The 21,203-nt window shown below is 73.3% G+C and carries 15 protein-coding genes; 12 read left to right on the top strand and 3 right to left on the bottom strand.

What is annotated here, in order from left to right; all coding sequences use genetic code 11:
- The first annotated feature begins 114 nt into the window (after positions 1 to 114).
- The 5 genes from alaS to rfbA all read left to right on the top strand — a co-directional run bounded on the left by alaS (position 115) and on the right by rfbA (position 6,349).
- Entirely contained in the window at positions 115 to 2,775 is a 2,661-nt protein-coding gene (gene alaS / locus MET2598_RS0133475) for an alanine--tRNA ligase (protein ID WP_012335499.1), read from the top strand.
- A 145-nt stretch (positions 2,776 to 2,920) separates the two neighbouring features.
- Entirely contained in the window at positions 2,921 to 3,475 is a 555-nt protein-coding gene (gene rfbC, locus MET2598_RS0133470; RefSeq protein WP_012335500.1) for a dTDP-4-dehydrorhamnose 3,5-epimerase, read from the top strand.
- 24 nt (positions 3,476 to 3,499) lie between these two features.
- Entirely contained in the window at positions 3,500 to 4,552 is a 1,053-nt protein-coding gene (rfbB, locus tag MET2598_RS0133465) for a dTDP-glucose 4,6-dehydratase (protein WP_012335501.1), read from the top strand.
- A gap of 7 nt (positions 4,553 to 4,559) precedes the next feature.
- Entirely contained in the window at positions 4,560 to 5,453 is an 894-nt protein-coding gene (rfbD, locus tag MET2598_RS0133460) for a dTDP-4-dehydrorhamnose reductase (RefSeq protein WP_012335502.1), read from the top strand.
- Between the two features lie 11 nt (positions 5,454 to 5,464).
- Positions 5,465 to 6,349 carry a glucose-1-phosphate thymidylyltransferase RfbA gene (rfbA, locus tag MET2598_RS0133455; RefSeq protein WP_018263793.1) on the top strand — a complete coding sequence of 295 codons (885 nt, stop codon included), beginning with the start codon at positions 5,465 to 5,467 and terminating at the stop codon, positions 6,347 to 6,349.
- A 53-nt stretch (positions 6,350 to 6,402) separates the two neighbouring features.
- Here rfbA and tyrS read toward each other — a convergent pair whose 3' ends face one another.
- Positions 6,403 to 7,677, bottom strand: coding sequence for a tyrosine--tRNA ligase (gene tyrS / locus MET2598_RS0133450; protein WP_018263792.1), 1,275 nt, complete (start codon positions 7,675 to 7,677; stop codon positions 6,403 to 6,405).
- 161 nt (positions 7,678 to 7,838) lie between these two features.
- On the opposite strand from tyrS, the gene MET2598_RS0133445 reads away from it, so the two are divergent.
- The 6 genes from MET2598_RS0133445 to prfB all read left to right on the top strand — a co-directional run bounded on the left by MET2598_RS0133445 (position 7,839) and on the right by prfB (position 15,407).
- Positions 7,839 to 8,966, top strand: a complete 1,128-nt coding sequence (locus MET2598_RS0133445; protein ID WP_012335505.1) for an anhydro-N-acetylmuramic acid kinase — start codon at positions 7,839 to 7,841, stop codon at positions 8,964 to 8,966.
- On the top strand, positions 8,963 to 9,556 hold the full coding sequence (locus MET2598_RS0133440; RefSeq protein WP_018263791.1) for a DUF3578 domain-containing protein: 594 nt from the start codon (positions 8,963 to 8,965) through the stop codon (positions 9,554 to 9,556). The genes MET2598_RS0133445 and MET2598_RS0133440 overlap by 4 nt, the downstream gene beginning before the upstream one ends.
- 236 nt (positions 9,557 to 9,792) lie before the next feature.
- Positions 9,793 to 11,166 (top strand): N-acetylmuramoyl-L-alanine amidase, encoded by a 1,374-nt coding sequence (locus MET2598_RS0133435; RefSeq protein ID WP_018263790.1) that lies wholly within the window; start codon positions 9,793 to 9,795, stop codon positions 11,164 to 11,166.
- 148 nt (positions 11,167 to 11,314) lie between these two features.
- A complete protein-coding gene (locus MET2598_RS0133430; protein WP_012335508.1) occupies positions 11,315 to 13,741 on the top strand; it encodes a penicillin-binding protein 1A in 2,427 nt (808 codons plus the stop codon).
- Positions 13,742 to 14,001: 260 nt separating this feature from the next.
- A complete protein-coding gene (locus MET2598_RS0133420; RefSeq protein WP_236728866.1) occupies positions 14,002 to 14,205 on the top strand; it encodes a transcriptional regulator in 204 nt (67 codons plus the stop codon).
- 73 nt (positions 14,206 to 14,278) lie between these two features.
- Positions 14,279 to 15,407, top strand: a protein-coding gene (prfB, locus tag MET2598_RS0133415) for a peptide chain release factor 2 (RefSeq protein WP_150108745.1) whose coding sequence is annotated in 2 segments (ribosomal slippage) — positions 14,279 to 14,347 and positions 14,349 to 15,407 — 1,128 coding nt in all. Because the reading frame shifts where the segments join, the coding sequence is not laid out codon by codon here.
- 52 nt (positions 15,408 to 15,459) lie between these two features.
- Here the strand turns inward: prfB and MET2598_RS0133410 are convergent.
- Complete coding sequence (locus MET2598_RS0133410; RefSeq protein WP_026191069.1) at positions 15,460 to 16,710, bottom strand: M23 family metallopeptidase; 1,251 nt, start codon at positions 16,708 to 16,710, stop codon at positions 15,460 to 15,462.
- Between the two features lie 132 nt (positions 16,711 to 16,842).
- Positions 16,843 to 17,307, bottom strand: a complete 465-nt coding sequence (locus MET2598_RS0133405; protein WP_018263787.1) for a peroxiredoxin — start codon at positions 17,305 to 17,307, stop codon at positions 16,843 to 16,845.
- A 220-nt stretch (positions 17,308 to 17,527) separates the two neighbouring features.
- On the opposite strand from MET2598_RS0133405, the gene MET2598_RS0133400 reads away from it, so the two are divergent.
- Positions 17,528 to 20,953, top strand: a complete 3,426-nt coding sequence (locus MET2598_RS0133400) for a YhdP family protein (protein ID WP_012335513.1) — start codon at positions 17,528 to 17,530, stop codon at positions 20,951 to 20,953.
- The last annotated feature ends 250 nt before the right edge of the window (positions 20,954 to 21,203 follow it).

Genomic DNA, 21,203 nt, shown 5'->3' with positions numbered 1-21,203 from the left:
GAGCCCTTGGTGCTCCTCACGAAACGCCCGCCGCCCGCCCAGCGGGCGTTCCGTGAGCGGCACTCCCGGGCCGGGATGTTCTCGCCCCCACCTCAACCCACGAGTTTTCGCCCGATGAGCGGTGTCAACGAGATCCGGTCGACCTTCCTCGACTACTTCGCCAAGCACGGGCACGAGGTCGTCCCCTCCTCGCCGCTCGTACCGCGCAACGACCCCACGCTGATGTTCACGAACGCCGGCATGGTGCAGTTCAAGAACGTCTTCACCGGAGTCGAGAAGCGGCCCTACCACCGCGCCGCCACCGCCCAGAAGTGCGTCCGCGCCGGCGGCAAGCACAACGACCTCGACAACGTCGGGTACACGGCGCGCCACCACACCTTCTTCGAGATGCTCGGCAATTTCTCGTTCGGCGACTACTTCAAGCCGCTGGCGATCGAATTGGCCTGGAACCTCGTGACGAAGGAGTTCGGCCTCGACAGGAGCAAGCTGCTGGTCACGGTCTACGCCGACGACGACGACGCGGCGACGCTGTGGCGCAAGATCGCCGGCTTCCCGGAGGAGCGCATCATCCGCATCGGCACCTCCGACAATTTCTGGCAGATGGGCGATACCGGCCCGTGCGGGCCGTGCTCGGAGATCTTCATCGACCAGGGTCCGGAGCTGTGGGGCGGCCCGCCCGGCAGCCCGGAGGAGGACGGCGACCGCTTCCTCGAATTCTGGAACCTCGTCTTCATGCAGTACGAGCAGATCGAGCCGGGCAACCGGGTCGGCCTGCCGCGGCCCTCCATCGACACCGGCATGGGCCTGGAGCGCATGGCGGCGATCCTCCAGGGGGTGAAGAGCAACTACGACACCGACCTGTTCCGGAGCCTGATCGATGCGGTGGCCCACCAAGTCGGCCGGCCGCCGGAGGGCGCGCAGACCGCCTCCTACCGGGTGATCGCCGATCACCTGCGGGCCGCCTCCTTCCTGGTCGCCGACGGGGTGCTGCCGGGCAACGAGGGGCGCGGCTACGTGCTGCGCCGGATCATGCGGCGGGCCATGCGCCACGCCCAGCTCCTCGGCGCCCGCGACCCGATGATGTACCGCCTCGTGCCCACCCTGGTGCGCGAGATGGGGCAGGCCTATCCCGAGCTGGTGCGGGCCGAGTCGCTGATCTCCGAGACCCTGCGCCTGGAGGAGACCCGCTTCCGCCGCACCCTGGAGCGCGGCCTGTCGATCCTGGACGCGGAGACCCGCGACCTCTCCGAGGGCCAGAACCTCTCGGGCGAGACCGCCTTCACGCTCTACGACACGTACGGGTTCCCCCTCGACCTGACGCAGGACGCGCTCAAGTCGCGCGGCATCGGCGTCGACACCGACGCCTTCAAGGCCGCGATGGAGCGCCAGCGCGCGGCGGCCCGCGCCGCCTGGGCGGGCTCCGGCGAGGCGGCGACCGAGACCCTGTGGTACGCCCTGCGCGAGCGCGTCGGCGCCACCGAGTTCCTCGGCTACGAGGCCGAGACCGCGGAGGGCGTGGTCACCGCCCTGGTCCGGGGCGGCGTCGAGGTCGAGGCGCTGGCGTCCGGCGAGGAGGGCCTGCTGGTGGTGAGCCAGACGCCCTTCTACGGCGAGTCCGGCGGCCAGGTCGGCGATACCGGCACGGTCGCGGCGGCGGGGCTGCGGGCGCGGGTCACCGACACCGAGAAGAAGCTCGGCGACCTCTTCGTGCACCACGTCGCGGTCGAGGAGGGCCGGCTCACGGTCGGGCAGGCGGTGGAGCTGAGGGTCGACCACGCCCGCCGCGCGGCGATCCGCGCCCACCACTCGGCCACCCACCTGCTGCACGAGGCGCTGCGCCAGGTGCTCGGCGACCACGTCGCCCAGAAGGGCTCCCTGGTCTCGCCCGAGCGCCTGCGCTTCGATTTCAGCCACCCCAAGCCGATGAACGACGACGAGGTCGCGGCGGTCGAGGAGATGGCGAACCGCGTGCTGCTGCAGAACGGGCCGGTGGTGACGAAGCTGATGGCCGTCGACGACGCCATCGCGACCGGGGCCCGCGCGCTCTTCGGCGAGAAGTACGGCGACGAGGTCCGGGTCGTCTCGATGGGCGAGGATCAGGGCGGGGACGGGCGCCGGCGCACCTTCTCGGTCGAGCTCTGCGGCGGCACCCATGTGGGCCGCACCGGCGAGATCGGGCTGATCACCGTGGTGGGGGAGGGCGCGGTCGCCTCCGGCGTGCGCCGGATCGAGGCGATGACCGGCGACGCGGCGCGGCGCCACCTCGCCGAGGAGAGCCGGCGCCTCGCCGCCGTGGCGGGGCTGCTGAAGGTCCCGCCGGCCGAGGCGGCCGACCGCCTCGCCGCCCTGATCGAGGACAGGCGCCGGCTGGAGCGGGAGCTCTCCGAGGCGCGCCGCAAGCTCGCCATGGGCGGCGGCGGGGCGGGCGAGGAGCCGGTGCGCGAGGTCGCGGGCGTCAAGCTGATGGCCCGTTCCGTCGAGGGCGTCGAGATGCGCGACCTCAAGAGCCTCGCGGACGAGGGCAAGAAGCGCCTCGGCTCGGGCGTGGTCGCGATCGTCGGCGTGGCGCCGGACGGCAAGGCCGGCCTCGTCGTCGGCGTCACCGACGACCTGACCGACCGCTTCGACGCGGTCGCCCTGGTGCGGGCGGGCTCCGAGCGCCTCGGCGGCAAGGGCGGCGGCGGGCGCCGCGACATGGCCCAGGCCGGCGGCCCGGACGGGGCGGCGGCGCAGGACGCCCTCGCCGCGATCGAGGCGGCGCTCGCCGCCGCATGAGCCGGGCTTGCCGCCTGGGCGGGGCTTGCCGCCTGAGCGGCGCCGCGGCCGCTCGGGCTTGCCGCGGCTGCCGGGAGACAGTACGGCCCCAGCCGGGCGGACCCGGCCGGGGCCCAGGACGGGGAGCGGAGGGAGAGCGTCGCGCATGAGGATCGTGGATCAGTCCATCCCGGACGTGAAGCTCGTCGTCCCGGCGCGCCACGGCGACGCGCGCGGCTGGTTCTCCGAGACCTACCGGGCCGACCTCCTCGCGCAGGCCGGCATCACGGACCTCTTCATCCAGGACAACCAATCCTTCTCGGCCCAGGTCGGCACGGTCCGGGGCATCCACTTCCAGACCCATCCCCACGCGCAGGGCAAGCTCGTCCGCGTCGTCTCCGGGGCGATCCTCGACGTCGCCGTGGATCTGCGCCGCGCCTCGCCCAGCTACGGCCGCCACGTCGCCGTGCGCCTGGATGCCGAGAACGGCCACCAGCTCTACGTGCCGGTCGGGTTCGGCCACGCCTTCTGCACCCTCGAACCCGACACCGCCATCGCCTACAAGGTCTCGGGCGGCTACTACAGCCCCGCCCATGACGGCGCGCTCCTCTGGAACGACCCGGATCTCGGCATCGACTGGCCGGTCTCGCCCGAGGCCGCGATCCTTTCCGCCAAGGACAAGGCCGCCCCGCGCCTCGCCGACCTTCCCGCCCATTTCTGACGCCCCGAACGGAGATCCCCTCCCATGCGCATCCTCGTCACGGGCGGCTGCGGCTTCATCGGCTCGGCGCTCGTCCTCCACCTCGTCCGCGACCTCGGCCACGAGGTGCTCACCCTCGACGCCCTCACCTACGCGGCCAACCCGATCTCGCTCCTGCCGCTCAGGGACGAGCCCCGCCACCGGCTCGTTCAGGCCGACATCTGCGAGCCCGAGCGCGTCGCCGCGCTCTTCGCGGAGTTCCGGCCCGAGGCGGTGATGCACCTCGCCGCCGAGAGCCACGTCGACCGCTCGATCACCGGACCGGCCGCCTTCATCCGCACCAACGTGGTCGGCACCCAGGTCATGCTCGAGGCCGCCCGCGCCCACCATGCCGGCCTGCCCGCGGACGGGCAGGCGCGCTTCCGCTTCCTCCACGTCTCCACCGACGAGGTCTACGGCTCGCTGCCCCCGGGCGGCTTCTTCACCGAGGAGAGCCGCTACGACCCCCGCTCGCCCTACTCGGCCTCCAAGGCCGCCTCCGACCACCTCGCCCGGGCCTGGCACGAGACCTACGGCCTGCCGGTGCTCGTCACCAACTGCTCGAACAATTACGGGCCGCGCCACTTCCCCGAGAAGCTGATCCCGCTGATGATCCTCAACGCGCTGGAGGGCAAGGCGCTGCCGGTCTACGGCGACGGGCAGAACGAGCGCGACTGGATCCACGTCGAGGACCACGCGCGCGGCCTCGTCGCGGTGCTGGAGCGGGGCCGGATCGGCGAGACCTACCTGCTCGGCGGCCGCGCGGTGCGCAGCAACCTTTCGGTGGTGCGCACGCTCTGCGCGATCTTCGACCGGCTGCGGCCCGAGGCCGGCCCGCACGAGCGGCTGATCAGCTTCGTGACCGACCGTCCCGGCCACGACCGGCGCTACGCGATCGACCCGAGCAAGGCCGAAGCCGAACTCGGCTGGCGCCCGACCCGGAGCTTCGATCAGGCGCTTGAGGAGACGGTCCGCTGGTACCTCGACCACCGCGAGTGGTGGCAGCCGATCCGCGAGGGCCGCTACGCGGGCGAGCGCCTCGGCCTGACGGCGGCGTGAGGGCGCGATGCGGGCGATCCTGATCCTCGGCGGGGGCGGCCAGGTCGGCACGGCGCTGCGGCACGCCGCCTGGCCGGCGGGGGTGGCGCTGCACGCGCCGTCGCGCGAGGCCCTCGACGTCACCGACGAGGCGGCCGTGGCGGCGGCGCTCGCCGAGCGCGCCTACGCGGCGGTGATCAACGCCGCCGCCTACACGGCGGTCGACCGGGCCGAGAGCGAGGTCGCGGCGGCGTGGCGCCTCAACGCGCTGGCGCCCGCCATCCTCGCCGCCGCGACGGCGCGGGCGGGGATCCCGCTGGTGCAGGTCTCGACCGACTACGTGTTCGACGGCAGCTTGGCGGGCGCCTACCCGACCGACGCGCCCGTGAACCCGGCCAGCGTCTACGGGGCGAGCAAGGCGGGGGGCGAGATGGCGGTGCGCACGGCCAATCCGCGCCACGCGGTGGTGCGCACGGCCTGGGTGGTGAGCCCGCACCGGGCCAACTTCGTCAAGACGATGCTGCGGCTGGCGGGCGAGCGCGACGCGCTGCGGGTGGTGGACGACCAGCGCGGCTGCCCGACCTCCGCCGACGACCTCGCGGCGGCGCTCGCCGCGATCGCCCTGCGGCTCGCCGAGGATCCCGCGGCCCCGGGCGGCACCTACCATTGCGTGAATGCCGGCGCGACGACCTGGTGCGGCTTCGCGCGGGCGATCATGGCGGGCGCCCGGGCGCGCGGGGCGCGGGCGGTCCCGGTCGAGCCGATCGCGACCTCGTCCTACCCGACGCCGGCGCGGCGCCCGGCCAATAGCGAACTCTCGACCGCGACGCTGAGCCGGGATTTCGGGATCGTGCCGCGGCCCTGGGAGGCGGCGCTCGCCGACATCCTGGACCGGCTGATCGGCCCGGTGACGCCGGCCTGAAGGAGGCCATGATGAAGGGCATCGTGCTCGCCGGCGGCTCCGGCACCCGACTCCACCCGGCGACGCTCGCGATCAACAAGCAGCTGCTGCCGGTCTACGACAAGCCGATGATCTACTATCCGGTCTCGGTGCTGATGCTGGCCGGGATCCGCGAGATCCTGATCATCTCGAGCCCCGAGCACCTGGACAATTACAAGCGGCTGTTCGGGACGGGCGAGCAGTTCGGGGTGACCTTCTCGTACGCGCTGCAGCCGCGGCCGGAGGGGCTGGCGCAGGCCTTCCTGATCGGGCGGGACTTCGTCGGCGCGGACCCGGTCTCGCTGATCCTGGGCGACAACCTGTTCTTCGGGGCGGGCCTGCGGGCCCTGCTGCAGCGGGCGCGGGCGCGGGCGCGGGGGGCGACGGTGTTCGCCTACCACGTCGACCACCCGGAGGCCTACGGGGTGGTGAACCTCGACGGCTCGGGCCGCCCGACCAAGCTGGTCGAGAAGCCGAAACTGCCGGAATCGACCTGGGCGGTGACCGGCCTGTACTTCTACGACAACCAAGTGCTCGACATCGCGGCGGCCGTGAAACCCTCGCCGCGGGGCGAGCTGGAGATCACGGACGTGAACCAGGCCTACCTGGAGCGCGGGCAGCTCGAGGTGGAATGCATGTCGCGCGGCTACGCGTGGCTGGACACGGGAACGCATGACAGCCTGCTGGAGGCGGGGGAGTTCGTGCGGGTGATCCAGAGCCGGCAGGGGATGCAGGTGGCCTGCCTGGAGGAGATCGCCTACCTGCAGGGCTGGATCTCCCGCGAGCAGGTGGCGGCGCGCGGCGACCTCTTCGCCAAGACGAATTACGGCCAGTACCTGCTGCGCCTCGCCCGCCAGGAGACGCACGCGGGCTATTGAGGCCGGGCGCCTCCGCGGCGGGGCTCCGCCCCGCCCCCCGCACGGCCCCGCCGTCACACCGGCCGCAGCAGCACGTGCTTCTTGCGCCCGAAGGACAGCTTGATCACCCCGTCCCCGGTCAGGTCGCCCTCGCCGAGCACCGCCCGCTCGTCGCTCACCGCGGCGTCGTTGACCTTGAGCCCGCCGCTGCGCACCTGCCGGCGCGCCTCGCTGGTCGAGGGCAGCAGCTTGGCGTGGTCGGGGCCGAAGGCGGCGAGCACGCCGAGGCCCGCGGCCAGGGCCGCCCGCGGGATCTCGACCGTCGGCAGGGTCTCGGGCGCCGCCCCCTCCTCGAAGGTGCGTCGCGCCGTCTCGGCCGCCGCCTCGGCCGCCTCGCGCCCGTGCAGCAGCGCCGTCGCCTCGGTGGCGAGCACCTTCTTGGCCTCGTTGATCTCGGCCCCGCCCAGAGCGGCGAGGCGGTCCGTCTCGGGCAGCGGCAGCAGCGTGAACAGGCGCAGGAAGCGGCCGACATCCGCGTCCTCGGTGTTGCGCCAGAACTGCCAATACTCCCAGGGCGAGAGCAGGTCGGGGTTGAGCCAGACCGCGCCCGAGGCGGTCTTGCCCATCTTGGCGCCCGAGGCCGTGGTCATCAGCGGGCAGGTCAGGGCGTGGAGCTGCGGCGTGCCGAGCCGGCGCCCGAGGTCGATCCCCGTGACGATGTTGCCCCACTGGTCGGAGCCGCCCATCTGCAGGGTCACTCCGTAGCGCCGGTTCAGCTCCACGAAGTCGTAGGCCTGCAGGATCATGTAGTTGAATTCCAGGAAGGACAGTTCCTGGTCGCGCTCCAGCCGCAGGCGCACGCTGTCCATCGACAGCATCCGGTTCACCGAGAAGTGACGGCCGACCTCGCGCAGCATCTCGATGTAGTTGAGCTGGGTCAGCCACTCGGCATTGTCGGCCATGCGGGCGAGGCCTGCGGCCTCGCCGAAGCGCAGGAAGCGCGCGAAGGTCTTGCCGATCTCCGCCTTGTTGGCGTCGATCTGCTCCACCGTGAGGATCCTGCGGGTCTCGTCGCGGCCGGACGGGTCCCCGACCCGCGTCGTGCCGCCGCCCATCAGCGCCACCGGCGTGCCGCCGGTCGCCTGCAGCCAGTGCAGCATCATGATCGAGAGCAGGTGCCCGATATGGAGCGAGGGCGCCGTGCAATCGTAGCCCACATAGGCCGTCAGCCGGCCCTCGCGGGCGGCCTCGTCCACGCCCGCGAAGTCGGAGCATTGGTGGACGTAGCCGCGCTCGATCAGGACCTTCAGGAACTCGGAGCGGGGCGCGAAGTCGGTGGGCGCGGCCATGGGCATCGGGTCTCGTGTGGCGGCGGGACAAGCCCCGGCCGCCGTGCTAGCTCGGATGAATGCGCGGCGCTCATAGCAGCGCGCGGCGCGAAAGGCACGGGCCGGGTTCACGGGCCAGGTTCACGGGCCGGATTCACGGACAGGGATCGCGGGCAGGCATCATGGGACGGGTGATCGGCCTGATGAGCGGCACCTCGCTCGACGGCGTCGACGTCGCGCTGATCGAGACCGACGGCGAGGCGGTGAGCGTGACGCGCGGCGGCAACGGCGGCCTCGCGCCGCTCGGCCCCACCGGCTACCGCGCCTATTCGGACGAGGATCGGGCGCTGCTGCGCCGGGCCCTCGCCGACGCGGAGGCGATCCGCGCGCGCGGCGACCGGCCCGGAATCCTGCGCGAGGCGGAGGATCTCGTGACCGCGCGCCACGCCGAGGCGGTGGAGGCCTTCCTGGCCGAGACCGGGCTCGCGCCCGGCGACATCGACCTCGTCGGCTTCCACGGCCAGACCGTGATCCACCGGCCCGGCGCGGGGCTCACCGTGCAGATCGGGGACGGCGAGGCCCTGAGCCGCCGCCTCGGCCTGCCGGTCGTCCACGACCTGCGCGACGCGGACGTGCGGGCGGGCGGGCAGGGCGCCCCGCTCGTGCCGGTCTTCCACCGGGCCCTGGCGCGGGCCTCGGGCTTCGAGGGGGCGCTCGCGATCCTCAACATCGGCGGCGTCGCCAACGTCACGCTGATCAGCCGGGCGGGGGATCTCCTCGCCTTCGACACAGGGCCCGGCAACGCGCTCCTCGACGACTGGATGCGCGAGCGCACCGGAACGCCCCTCGATCGCGGCGGCCGCGCCGCGGCGGCGGGGCGGCCGGACGAGGCGCTGCTCGCCTGGCTCCTGGTCCACCCCTACTTCACCCGCCGCCCGCCCAAATCCCTCGACCGGAACTGGTTCTCGCACCGGGTCGCCGGCCAGCTCCCGACCGAGGACGGGGCCGCGACCCTCACCGCCTTCACGGTCCGGGCGATCGCCCGCGCCCTCGACTTCGCCGAGGAGCCGCCGCCGCACTGGATCGTGGCCGGGGGCGGGGCGCGCAATGCCGAGATGCTGCGGCTGCTGCGCCACCACCTGCGGGCCGAGGTGACGCCGGCCGACGCGATCGGCTGGTCCTCCTCGCATCTCGAGGCCCAGGCCTTCGCCTACCTAGCGGCGCGGTCCGCCCGCGGCCTGCCGATCACCTTCCCGTCCACGACGGGCGCCCCCGCGCCGATGACCGGCGGCGTCACGGCGCGTCCGTGAGCCTCGGCCACGCGCTCGCCCGCATCGTCCGCGAGTACCCGGCGGCGCGCTGCGACCCGCTCCCCGGCCACCCGCTGGCGCACGTGATCCGCCGCGGCGCCCCCGACGAGGTGCGGGCCGCCCTGCCGTCGGGCGCCGCCCTCCTGGTGAAGGGCAGCCCCGGCCGCGGGCGGCACTGGGCGGCGGTACCCTGGATCGCCGTCTTCGACCCCGCCGTCACCACCAGCGCCACGCGGGGCTACTACCTCGTCTACCTGTTTCCGACCGACCGGGAGGCCGTGCACCTCTCCCTGGCGCAGGGCACGGTCGCGGCGATGCGGGCGCACGGGTGCCGGGCCCCGGCGCATCTGCGCGCGGACGGCGAGCGCCTGCGGGCGCGCCTCGCCGACCATGCGGACCGGCTCCCGGTGACGCGGATCGGCCTCGGCACCGTCGGCGACCTCCCCCTCGGCTACGAGGCGGCGCACATCCTGGGCCTCAGCTACGGGCTCGCGGAACTCGGCGACGAGCGGCGGCTGCGCCGCGACCTCGCGGCCGGGCTCGAGGCCTGCGCGGCCCTCAAGGCGCGCGGCGGGCTGGCGCCCGGGTGATCCGGGATCCGCTTGATCAAAGCGGATCCCGGATCACGAGCCCGCGCGGCGCCTGAGCGAAGCCATCAACCGGATGGCGTATGAGCCGGCGGAGCGCCCAGTCGAAGCGCGGCTGTAACCTAACGGCAACAGGCATCCGGCGCCGGCACCGGAAGGCTTAGCGGCGCGTTAACCATGGCGCGCTTATCGCGTAACCGGGATCACCTTCGCGATTCGCCACAGCCCAGCCACAGCCCATGCCGCGACCGCCCGCCCGATTCGAGACCTGCGCCACGCCCGCGGCGGCCCTTCGGCCGTCCCTGCGCCGGGCGGCGACGCGTCTCGGCCTCGCGGCGGCCCGCCTCGTGCGAGCCTGCCTGGTCGGGATCTGCCTGGTCGGGGCTTGCCTGTTCGGGGCTTGCCTGTTCGGGGCTTGGCTCGGCCTCGCGCCCGCGGCCTGGGCGGGCGCGCTGCCGGCGGTCGCGATCGCGGCCGAGCTCTCGCCCGCGCCGGAGGGCGGCACCCGGCTCAGCGTCGTGCTGTCGCGCCCCGTCGAGGCCAAGGCCTTCGTGATGGAACGGCCCGACCGCGCCATCATCGACCTGCCCGAGGTGAACTTCCAGCTCCCGCCGGAGACCGGCCGGCGGCGGGAGGGCCTCGTCGCCTCCTTCCGCTACGGCCTGTTCGCGCCCGGCCGCTCGCGCATCGTCATCGACCTCGCCCAGACCGCCACGGTGGCCAGGGTCGCGACCAGCTCCCGCAAGCGCGACGGGGCGACCTTGCTCACCATCGACCTCGCGCGCGCCGACCGCGACGCCTTCCGGCGCGCCGCCGTCGCCCCGGCGCCGCCCGCCGCCCCGAAGGCCGTGCCGGCGAGCGCGGGCGACACCCGCCCCCTCGTCATCATCGATGCCGGCCACGGCGGCACGGATCCGGGGGCGATCGCCGCGAACGGCGCCTTCGAGAAGGACATCGTCTTCGGCGTCGCCCGGGACCTCGCGCGGCGCCTGGAGCAGGGCGGGCGGGTGCGGGTGCGCATGACCCGCGAGAGCGACGTCTTCGTGCCGCTCGGGGAGCGCGTCCGCATCGCCCGCGACGCGAGGGCGGATCTCTTCATCTCGATCCACGCGGATTCGATCTCGGCCGCCCCGCAGGTGCGCGGGGCCACGATCTACACCGGCTCCGAGAAGGCGACCGACGCGGAATCGGCCCGCCTCGCCGACCGCGAGAACAAGGCCGACCAAGCCGCCGGCGCCGACAGCGCCGAGGGGCCGGGCGACGTCGCCGACATCCTGCAGGAACTCACCCTGCGCGAGACCCGCGGCTTCTCGGCGCGCTTCGCGCAAGGCCTGCTCGGCCAGCTCGACCGGGTGATGGAGATGAGCAGCAAGCCCCACCGCGAGGCGGGATTCCGGGTGCTGCGCTCGCCGGACGTGCCCTCGGTGCTGGTCGAACTCGGCTACCTGTCGAGCAAGCACGACCTCGACCTCCTGCTCTCGGACGCGTGGCGGGCCAAGGTCACGACCCGCATGGCGGAGGCGATCGAGGCCTTCTTCGCCGCCCGCCCGGCCCCGGTCCCGGCCGTGGTCGCCCGCAGCTCGGCGCTGACCACCGCCCCAGTTTCACCATAGATCCCGTGTCGATGGGCGCCCGTCGGCGTCGCGATTCCCCAGGGCCTGCCGCGGCCGCTCGCCTCTCGCCGAAGCGGCGCGATGGGGATATCCTGGCCGCGGCGCGGCCTGCAGCCCCTGCGGCTCATCATCGACGGATCGGGTTCGGATGCGCTTTGTCCTTCGCTTCTTCGGCTTCCTGTTCAGCATCGCCGCGATGGTCTTCGTCGCCGGCGCCGCGGTAGGCGGCTACTTCTACTGGAAGTACTCTCAGGACCTGCCCGACCACGCCGCGCTCGCCAATTACGAGCCGCCGGTGATGACCCGCGTCCACGCGGCGGATGGCAGCCTGCTGGCCGAGTATGCCCGCGAGCGGCGGCTCTACCTGCCGATCCAGGCGATGCCCAAGATCGTCGTGGCGGCCTTCCTGTCGGCCGAGGACAAGAACTTCTACAAGCACAACGGCATCGACCCCGAGGGCATCGTCCGCGCCGTGCTCACCAACGCCCAGAGCGGCAAGAAGCAGGGCGCCTCGACCATCACCCAGCAGGTCGCCAAGAACTTCCTGCTCTCCAGCGAGCAGACGATCGACCGCAAGGTCCGCGAGGCGCTGATCGCGCTGCGCATCGAGTCGACCTATTCCAAGGACAAGATCCTCGAACTCTACCTGAACGAGATTTTCCTCGGCACGATCGTGCCGGGCCGCAACCTGCACGGGATCGCCGCCGCCGCCCTCGATTATTTCGGCAAGTCGGTGCACGAGCTGACGATCCACGAGGCGGCCTACCTGGCGGCGCTGCCCAAGGGGCCCAACAACTACCACCCCTTCCGCAAGACCCAGGCGGCGCTGGCCCGGCGCAACGAGATCATCGGCCTCATGGCCCAGAACGGATACATCACCCGCGAGGAGGCCGAGGCCGAGCGCAAGCAGCCCCTCGGGGTCAATCCGCGCAGCATCTCGCCCAACACCGCCAACGCGAACTACTTCGCCGAGGAGGTGCGCCGCGAGATCGCCGAGCGCTACGGCGAGAAGAAGCTCTACGAGGGCGGCCTGTCGGTGCGCACGACCCTCGACCCGAAGATGCAGGCCCAGGCCCGCAAGGCCCTGGTGGACGGGCTCGTGCGCTACGACCAGGCCCGGGGCTGGCGCGGCCCGCAGGCCCGCCTCGACCTCGCCGGGCGCGACTGGGGCCAGGCGGTGGCGGAGGTGCAGGCGCTGGGCGACGTCCAGCCCTGGCGGCTCGCCGTCGTCCTCGACACGGCCGGCGGGCGGGCGCAGATCGGCCTGCAGCCCAAGCGCGAGAGTTCGGGCCAGGTCTCGAAGGACCGCGAGACCGGGATCATCGGCCCGGAGGGCGTGCGCTGGACCGGCCGCAGCGTGGCCGCGGCCCTGAGCCCCGGCGACGTCGTCTACGTCGAGCGCATGGACGGCGCCGGCAACGCCTACCGGCTGCGGCAGGTGCCGGAGATCTCGGGCGCCATCGTCGCCATGGACCCGCATACGGGCCGCGTCCACGCCATGGTGGGCGGCTTCTCCTTCGACGAGAGCGAGTTCAACCGCGCCACCCAGGCCCAGCGCCAGCCGGGCTCCTCGTTCAAGCCGATCGTCTACTCGGCGGCCCTGGACAACGGCTACACGCCGTCCTCGATCGTCCTCGACACCCCGATCACCATCGAGGCCGGGCCGGGTCAGGAGGCCTGGACGCCCTCGAACTACGACGGCAAGTCGGGCGGCCCGCACACCCTGCGCTACGGGATCGAGCACTCGAAGAACCTGATGACGGTGCGGCTCGCCAAGGATATCGGCATGCCGCTGATCGCCGAGTACGCCCGCCGCTTCGGCGTCTACGACGACCTGCTCCCGGTGCTGCCGATGTCGCTCGGCGCCGGCGAGACCACGGTCATGCGCATGGTCACGGCCTACTCGATGCTCGACAATGGCGGCCGGCGCATCCGCCCGACCCTGATCGACCGCATCCAGGACCGCACCGGCGAGACGATCTACCGCCACGACAACCGCAAGTGCATCGGCTGCGACGCCGAGAAGTGGTCCGGCCAGGACGAGCCGAAGCTCGTGGACGAGTCCGAGCAGGTGCTCGACCCGCTCACCGCCTACCAGATGGTCTCGATCATGGAGGGCGTGGTCCAGCGCGGCACCGCCACGATCCTGAAGGACGTCGGCAAGCCGCTGGCGGGCAAGACCGGCACCACCAACGACGCCAAGGACGCGTGGTTCGTGGGCTTCTCGCCGGATCTCTGCGTCGGCATCTATCTCGGCTACGACAAGCCCCGCTCCCTCGGCGACCGCGCCACCGGCGGCGGGCTGGCGGCGCCGATCGCCCGCGACTTCCTGAAGGCGGCGCTGGCCGACAAGCCGCCGACTCCCTTCCGGGTGCCCCCGGGCATCAAGCTGATCCGGGTCAACCTCGCCTCGGGCACGCGCGCCTCGGGCGGGGAGGGGAGCATCCTGGAAGCCTTCAAGCCCGGCACCGCGCCGCCCGACAGCTACTCGGCCCCGGCGGCGGCCCAGCCCTCGGCCCCGGGCGCCCCGCCGCCGGACGCGGACCGGGCGGCCCAGGCGGGCGGCTTGTACTGACGCACCGGATTGCGGGGTCCCCGCGCGGGATCCCGCCCCGATTGGTCCGCGAGCAGGCCCTGGTGGCGCTCGTCCGCCCGGTCACCCGCCTCGGCTTCACCGCCACCGTCATTGCGGGCCGCCTCCTGCGCTTGGTCTCCGCACTTGGCAAGCGGGCTGGCGGGCGACGCCTGCATCACGGCCCGGGAGACGGGGCTCAACGTCCGGCAGCGAGGCGCCGATCGCATCCTCCCGCCCTGCGGTGGCGACGAGGGACGATGATGGCTGAGGAGATCCTCGACCTCGATCCGGCGGACATGCTCCGCTCGGACGAGGCCATCGGAGCGGTCCTGTCCGGCCTGCCCCGCGCGCAGCTGCAGCGCTCCCTCGCGGAGGGCGGGATCCCGAGCCTGGAGATCACGCTCGGGATCCTGAGGGCGCTCGGTGTCGGGGTCTCGGCCACCCCGCTCGGGGCCGCTTCCTGACCGGCGGCTCCGTTTACACCGCCCCGCCGGGGCGCTATCACACCCGCCCACCTCGCCAACCCCGACACACCAGATGCGCGCCGAGATCGAACAACTCTCGGATGCCGCCAAGCAGTCGATCGGACTGCTGAGGAGGCATCTTTGACTGGGATACCGCCGACAAGCGCCTCGCGGAGCTGAATGCCCGCTCCGAGGACCCCGACCTCTGGAACGACCCGGAGGCGGCCCAGCGGGTCATGCGCGACCGCAACGACCTCGAGGAGGCGGTCGCCTCCATCCGGCGCCTGGAGCAGGGGCTGGAGGACGCCGCCACCCTGATCGAACTCGGCGAGATGGAGGGCGACGAGGCCAGCATCCGCGAGGGCGAGGAGCAGATCCGCGCCGTCCAGGCCGAGGCGGCGCGCCGCCAGATCGAGACCCTGCTCGCCGGCGAGGCGGACGGGAACGACACCTATCTCGAAGTCCACGCGGGCGCGGGCGGCACCGAGAGCCAGGACTGGGCCAACATGCTCCAGCGCATGTACGCCCGCTGGGCCGAGCGCCGGAAGTACAAGGTCGACATCGTCGAGTGGTCCGAGGGCGAGGAGGCCGGGATCAAGGGCGCCACGCTGCTCATCAAGGGCCACAACGCCTATGGCTGGCTCAAGACCGAGTCCGGGGTGCACCGGCTGGTGCGGATCTCGCCCTACGACTCGAATGCCCGGCGCCACACCAGCTTCGCCAGCGTCTGGGTCTACCCGGTGGTGGACGACCGGATCACCATCGAGGTGAAGGAATCCGACTGCCGGATCGACACCTACCGCTCCTCCGGGGCGGGCGGACAGCACGTGAACACCACCGATTCGGCGGTGCGCATCACCCACCTGCCCACCGGCATCGTGGTGGCCTGCCAGCAGGAGCGCTCCCAGCACAAGAACCGGGCCACCGCCTGGAACATGCTGCGCGCGCGGCTCTACGAGCTGGAGCTGAAGAAGCGGGAGGAGAAGGCGAATGCCGAGGCGGCCTCCAAGACCGATATCGGCTGGGGCCACCAGATCCGCTCCTACGTGCTGCAGCCCTACCAGCTGGTGAAGGACCTGCGCACCGGGACCCAGTCGACGAGCCCGGACGACGTGCTGGACGGCGACATCGACCCCTTCATCGAGGCGTCCCTGGCCCAGCGCGTCTATGGCGGGGGCGAGGCGGTCGAGGACATCGACTGACGGGCCGGCGGGGCGCCCCGCGGCCCCCGGCCGCGCGGCGCCCCGCCTTCCGTCAGCGGATCCGCGACCATGCGCCGCCGTCGGGGCCGGCCGAGCCTCCTCCCGCGAAGGCCAGGGCGCTCGCCCGCAGGAAGCGCTGCGGGTCGACGGGCTCGCCGTCGATCCGCGTCTCGTAATGGAGGTGCGGGGCCGTCGAGCGGCCGGTCGAGCCGACGCGGCCGATCACCTGCCCGGGCTCGACCACCTGGCCCGGCGCCACCGCGAAGGCCGAGAGGTGACCGTAGCGGGTCGCGAGCCCGTGGCCGTGGTCGATCTCCACCATGTTGCCGTAGCCGCCGGCGTACTCCGCCGACACGACGCGGCCCGCCCCGGCCGCGCGCACGGGCGCGCCGTACTCCGCCTTGAGGTCGACCCCCGTGTGCAGGGCGAGGCCCCGGGTGAAGGGATCGACCCGGTAGCCGAAGGGGCTCGACACGCCGGCATCGAGCTGGGTCGGGCGCCAGAGCGGCAGGGCCTTGACGACGCGGCGCAGCTCGTCGCGCTCGCTCATCGTGCGCTGGGCCATCATCAGCGCCGTCTCGAAGGCGCCGCTCCCCACCGGGACGAGCGGCCCGCCGATCCCGGCCGGGCGAGAGGCCGCGAAGCGGTGCGGGTCGAGGCCGAGATCGGCCACGAGGCGGCGCAGCCGCGCCGCCTCGCCCTGACTGCGCTGCAGGATCCGGTCGAGGGCGAGGCTCTGCCGGGCCGCCGCCGCGTCGAGGGCGGCTTCGAGTTCGGCGACGCGCAGCGGCAGGCTGAGGGCACCCGGGCGCGGGGCCGGGTCCGCGGCCTCGCTGCGCAGGCCGAGGGATCCGGGCGTCGGCAGCGGCGCCGGCTTCGGCGGCGCCGCGGCGGGGAGGGGGGCCGGGTCGTGGGCCGACACGCCCTCGCCCGCCTGCTCGGCGAGCCCGAGCAGCATCGCCTGGCGGTTCTCCAGGGCCATCTGCCGGCTCGCCAGCTCGGCGACGCGGGTCTCGACGCCGTCCTGCTCCAGGAGCTTCTGCGTCGCCACCCGGTCGAGCCGGGCGCGCAGCGCGCTCACCTTCTCCTCGTAGGCGTATTGCATGGCGCTCTGGCGCGCCATGAACTGCGCCAGCGCCGCGTCGTGGAAGACGATGAACCAGGTGGCGGCGCTGGCCCAGAGGGCGAGGAGCCCGAAGGCCGCGCCGGCGAGGACGACCGTCCGCCGCCGGATCACCCACTGGCCTGGATCGTCCGCGGCGGGACGGGGCGGCGGGCCGGGGCGGGAGCGAGGTGAGGGCATCGGGCCGTTCCGAGGACGTATCCAGGAATTGAGCCCGTTAGGGTTAAGGAAATGCCAAGGGCCGCACCCCGCGGCCCCGGATGCGCGGCGCCCGAGCGCCCAAGGTCAGCGGCCCAAGGTCAGCGGCCCTGGTCAGAGCGCCTTGGCGGCCGCCAGGACCGCCTCGGCGTGGCCCGGCACCTTCACCCTGGGCCAGACCTGGGCGACGCGGCCGTCGCGGTCGATCAGCACGGTGGTGCGCTCCACGCCCATGTACTTTCGGCCGTACATGCTCTTCTCGACCCAGACCCCGTAGGCCTCCAGCATCGCCTTCTCCTCGTCGGAGGCGAGCGGGAAAGCGAGGCCGTACTTCTCGCGGAACTTGTCGTGGCTCCTGATCGGGTCGGGCGAGACCCCGATCACCGCCGTGTCGGCGGCCGCGAACGCCTCCCGCAGATCGTTGAAGGATTTGGCCTCCAGGGTGCAGCCGCTCGTGTCGTCCTTCGGATAGAAATACAGCACGGCCTTGTGGCCCTTGAGGGAGGTGAGACTGATCGTCTCGCCGCCGGTCGCCGGAAGCGAGAAATCGGGGGCCGGTTCACCAGATTTCAGCGGCATCGTGCCTTCCTTTCGGCCGATTGATGGTGTGCCTCGTCGGACCCGGGCGGACAGCGCCCGGGACGGGACGCCGACGATGCGGGGAGCCGCAGGCCGAGGCGCCCGGTGCCCGGACGGGCCCGGGCGCGACGGATGCGGTTGCAGGATTAACCGAGGGTAACCGATGGGAGAAGATGCTGGGCGGACTTGTCCGCAGGCCGCTTCTCCGGCGACGACAGGCATGGATCAGGCTTCCTCCCCCCGCCCCGCTCCCTGTCCGGTCCGGCGATCGGCCCTGAGCCGCTGCGTCCGGGGCGTGCTGATCCTCAAGCTCGGGCTGGCGCTCCTGCTCGGGCTGGCGAGCGGCCTCGCCTATCTGCGCCTGTCGAGCGGGCCGATGAGCTTCGCGTGGCTGGAGCCGCGCCTCGGCGAGGCGATCGCCGCGCGGCTCGGCCCCGGCTGGCGGGTCGAGATGCGCGACAGCGCCGTGGAGATCGACCGCGAGGGCGCGCTGGCCCTGCGCACCACGGGCCTGGAGATCCGCAACCCACAGGGCGCGCTCGTGGTGCGCGCGCCCCTCGCCCTGGTCAGCATCGACCTCACCTCGCTCCTCGGCCTGTCGATCCAGCCGCGCTCGGTGGAGTTCCGCGACCTGCAATTGCGGGCGGTGGTGCACCGGGACGGCTCGATCGCCGCCTCGGCGGACCCGTCGAACGCCGCCCCGCCGACGCCCCCGGTGGTCGAGGCGGCCCGCGGCAGCGTCTCCCCGCTCTCGGCCACGGTCGCCTCGATCCTCGGCCTGGTCCTCGATCCGGGCGGGGTGATCGGCAGCCTCGACCGGGCCCGGCTCACCAACGCGCGCCTGACCCTGACGGACGATGCCGGCGTGGAGCGCGCCGTCTTTCCCCGGGTCGACGGGCTGTTCAGCCGCGACGCGGTGCGCGAGGCCCGCGTCTTCGAGATGCGGATCATGGGCCCGCACGGGCCCTGGCGCTTCGGCGGCGACGTCGAGCAGGCGGCCGGAGACCTGCGGCGGGGCGTCCTCACCCTCGACGACCTGCCGGCCACCGACCTGCTGCTCCTCTCCGGGCAGTCCCGGCTGCCCGTCACCACCGACGTGAAGCTCTCCGGGCGCGCCACGGTGGCGATGCACGGGGCGCGGCTCGACACGATGACCCTCGGCCTGCGGTCGAGCGAGGGCACCGTCCTGATCGAGGAGAAGGACTTCAACCCGGTGACGGTCGAGGCCGTCACGGTCGAGGCGACCTGGGACGAGGCGCGCCGCGCCCTCAGCCTCACCTCCCTCGACTATCGCGGCGCCGGCAACGCGGTCCGGCTCTCGGGCGAGTGGGTCGCCGGGGCCGAGGGGGCGGAGACGGCCTGGACCGCCACCCTCTCGGGGCGCGACGCGGTGCTGCGGGGCGCCGTCGAGAGCGACGCGCCGGTGCGGATCGACAGCCTCGAAGCCAAGCTCGCCGGCCGCGACGAGGGCGTCGTCATCGAGCGCTTCGCCCTAACCGGGCCGACCGCGAGCGGCACGATCGCGGGCACGCTCGGCACCCGCGCGGACGAGGGCGGCCTCACCCTGCACATCCTGGTCGACCGGGCCGAGGGCCGCACCGCCCTGCGGCTCTGGCCCGAGCACATCGCGCCGCCGATCCGCAGCTACCTCGTCGACAACCTGCACGCCGGCAAGGTCGACAGCCTCGACATCACCGTCGACATGACGCGCGAGGAATTCGCCGCCGCGACGAGGGGCGACCCGATGCCCGACCAGGCGGTGCGGATCGCCTTCGCGGTGAGCGAGGGCAACCTGCAGATCTCGCCCGAGGCGCCGCCGCTCAGCCGCGGCCGGGTCGCCGGGCTGGTCACCGGGCGCAACACCACGATCCGGGGCGCCACCGCCGAGATCCGCGTGGCGGACGGGCGGGTGCTCGCCATCCAGGACGGCTCCTTCGTCATCAAGGACGCGGTGCCGCACGACGTGAAGGCGCAGATCGGGCTGCGCCTCAGCGGCGGCACCGACGCGCTCGCGGCGCTGCTTCAGGCAAAGCTCTTCCGGGGGCTCACCACCACCGAGATCGACCCCGCCGCGACCCGCGGCCAGGCGGATCTGCGGATCGACTTCCCCCTGAGCCTGGAGGCGGTGCCCGACATCGCGGACCTGCCGGTGACGATGACCGGCAGCCTCGCGGAGGTCTCGGTGGACCGGATCGTCGGCAAGGACCGGCTGGAGAACGGCCGCTTCGCCGTCACCTACGACCGCACCGGCTTCTCGCTCAAGGGCGAGGGCAAGCTCTCGGGCGCGCCGATGAGCGTCGACCTGCGCCAGCCCCGGGCGGGGGCCCCGGGCGAGGCGGTGGTGGCGCTCACCCTCGACGACGCGATGCGGGCGCGCCGCGGCCTGCCCGCTGCCCCGTCCCTCGCCGGGCCGGTGCCGGCGCGGTTCGTGGTGCCGATCGGGCGCCCAGGCCGCACCAGCACGCGGGTCGAGGCCGACCTCTCCCGGGCCTCGATCGACGGGCTGCTGCCGGGCTGGAGCAAGGCCGCGGGCAAGCCCGGCCGGCTCACCTTCGCGCTCAGCGAGGCCGGGAGCGGCTCCGAATTGCGCGACATCGTGCTCGAATCCGGCAGCGTGTCGGTGAAGGGCAGCGCGGTGGTCTCGGCCGAGGGCGGACTCGAACGGGCGGAGCTCACGAGCCTCAAACTCTCTCCGGGCGACGACGTGCGCGGGCAGGTCGAGCGCAGCGGCGGCGCCTACCGGGTCAACCTGAGGGGCAGCGTGGCGGATGCGCGCCCCTTCCTGCGCGCGCTCACCGGCCCGGGCAGGAAGGGCGGGGGATCCCGGGAGGGCGGCAAGGACGTCGACGCGGATCTCTCCTTCGCCATCCTCACGGGCTTCAACGAGGAGGCCCTGACCAACGCCACCCTGAAGCTCTCCCTGCGGGGGGACGACCTGCGGCAGGCCCGCATCCAGGGCCGCCTGCGCGGGGCCTCGGTGCGGGTCGAGGTGGCGCGCGGGGAGCGCGCCGGCCCGCCGATCCTGAGCGCGGACTCGACCGATGCGGGGGCGGTGCTGCGCTTCCTCGACATCTACCGCCGCATGCAGGGCGGGCGGCTGTCCCTGCAGAGCACCCTGAACGACGGGCCGCAATCGGGCGCCCTGCAGATCCGCTCCTTCACCCTGCGCGACGAGCCGGCCCTGGGCCGGATCATGGCGCAGGGCGAGCCGCCCGAGGAGGGCGTGCGCGGGACGGGGCAGCGGCGGCCGGTGAACGATGTCGGCTTCGACAGGCTGACCGCCGAGTTCGTGCGCAGCGGCACGCGGATCGACATCGCGGACGCGGCGATCTCGGGCCCGGCGATGGGCTTCACCCTCGGCGGCTCCCTCGACACGGGCCGCAACACCACCGACATCCGCGGCACCTTCGTGCCGCTCTACGGGCTGAACAACGTCTTCTCGCAGGTGCCGATCGTGGGCCCGCTGCTCGGCGGCGGCCACAATGAGGGGCTGTTCGGCATCAACTTCTCGGTGACGGGGCCGATGAGCGCGCCGAACGTGGCGGTCAACCCGCTCTCGGCGATCGCCCCGGGCTTCCTGCGCAAGCTGTTCGGCGCCGGCGGCGGCGATCCCTCCGCCGCGGCCGCGCCGAGGCCTGAGCGCTGAGCTGCGGCCCCCTCGCCATCCCGGTCGCGCCGCTCCGCCGAGGAGGCTTCGCGCGAGGGGGCCTCGCGCTCCTTCGTGACGCGCTTGGGCGCGATCGGGTCGCTCGCCGGGAAGGTCTCCTCGACCGCCTCGTCGAGGAGCTGGTCCTGGCGCGCCTCGCGGTCCTCGCCGGGCCGGCTCGGGGCGGGCGCCGCCTGGCGGCGCGGTCGGCGAGGGACCGGCCGCCGTCCCCCGGTCCGGGCCGGTCATC

Source organism: Methylobacterium sp. WSM2598 (assembly GCF_000379105.1).
Lineage (GTDB): Bacteria > Pseudomonadota > Alphaproteobacteria > Rhizobiales > Beijerinckiaceae > Methylobacterium.
The sequence above is the reverse complement of the archived record's forward strand: the minus strand, read 5'-3'. Positions and strand labels throughout refer to the sequence as shown.

Excerpts from the sequence above, each read along its gene's own strand:
- alaS (WP_012335499.1), top strand. The coding sequence starts at position 115 with ATGAGCGGTGTCAACGAGATCCGGTCGACCTTCCTCGACTACTTCGCC.
- rfbC (WP_012335500.1), top strand. The coding sequence starts at position 2,921 with ATGAGGATCGTGGATCAGTCCATCCCGGACGTGAAGCTCGTCGTCCCG.
- rfbB (WP_012335501.1), top strand. The coding sequence starts at position 3,500 with ATGCGCATCCTCGTCACGGGCGGCTGCGGCTTCATCGGCTCGGCGCTC.
- rfbD (WP_012335502.1), top strand. The coding sequence starts at position 4,560 with ATGCGGGCGATCCTGATCCTCGGCGGGGGCGGCCAGGTCGGCACGGCG.
- rfbA (WP_018263793.1), top strand. The coding sequence starts at position 5,465 with ATGAAGGGCATCGTGCTCGCCGGCGGCTCCGGCACCCGACTCCACCCG.
- tyrS (WP_018263792.1), bottom strand. The coding sequence starts at position 7,677 with ATGGCCGCGCCCACCGACTTCGCGCCCCGCTCCGAGTTCCTGAAGGTC.
- MET2598_RS0133445 (WP_012335505.1), top strand. The coding sequence starts at position 7,839 with ATGGGACGGGTGATCGGCCTGATGAGCGGCACCTCGCTCGACGGCGTC.
- MET2598_RS0133435 (WP_018263790.1), top strand. The coding sequence starts at position 9,793 with ATGCCGCGACCGCCCGCCCGATTCGAGACCTGCGCCACGCCCGCGGCG.
- MET2598_RS0133430 (WP_012335508.1), top strand. The coding sequence starts at position 11,315 with ATGCGCTTTGTCCTTCGCTTCTTCGGCTTCCTGTTCAGCATCGCCGCG.
- MET2598_RS0133420 (WP_236728866.1), top strand. The coding sequence starts at position 14,002 with ATGGCTGAGGAGATCCTCGACCTCGATCCGGCGGACATGCTCCGCTCG.
- MET2598_RS0133410 (WP_026191069.1), bottom strand. The coding sequence starts at position 16,710 with ATGCCCTCACCTCGCTCCCGCCCCGGCCCGCCGCCCCGTCCCGCCGCG.
- MET2598_RS0133405 (WP_018263787.1), bottom strand. The coding sequence starts at position 17,307 with ATGCCGCTGAAATCTGGTGAACCGGCCCCCGATTTCTCGCTTCCGGCG.
- MET2598_RS0133400 (WP_012335513.1), top strand. The coding sequence starts at position 17,528 with ATGGATCAGGCTTCCTCCCCCCGCCCCGCTCCCTGTCCGGTCCGGCGA.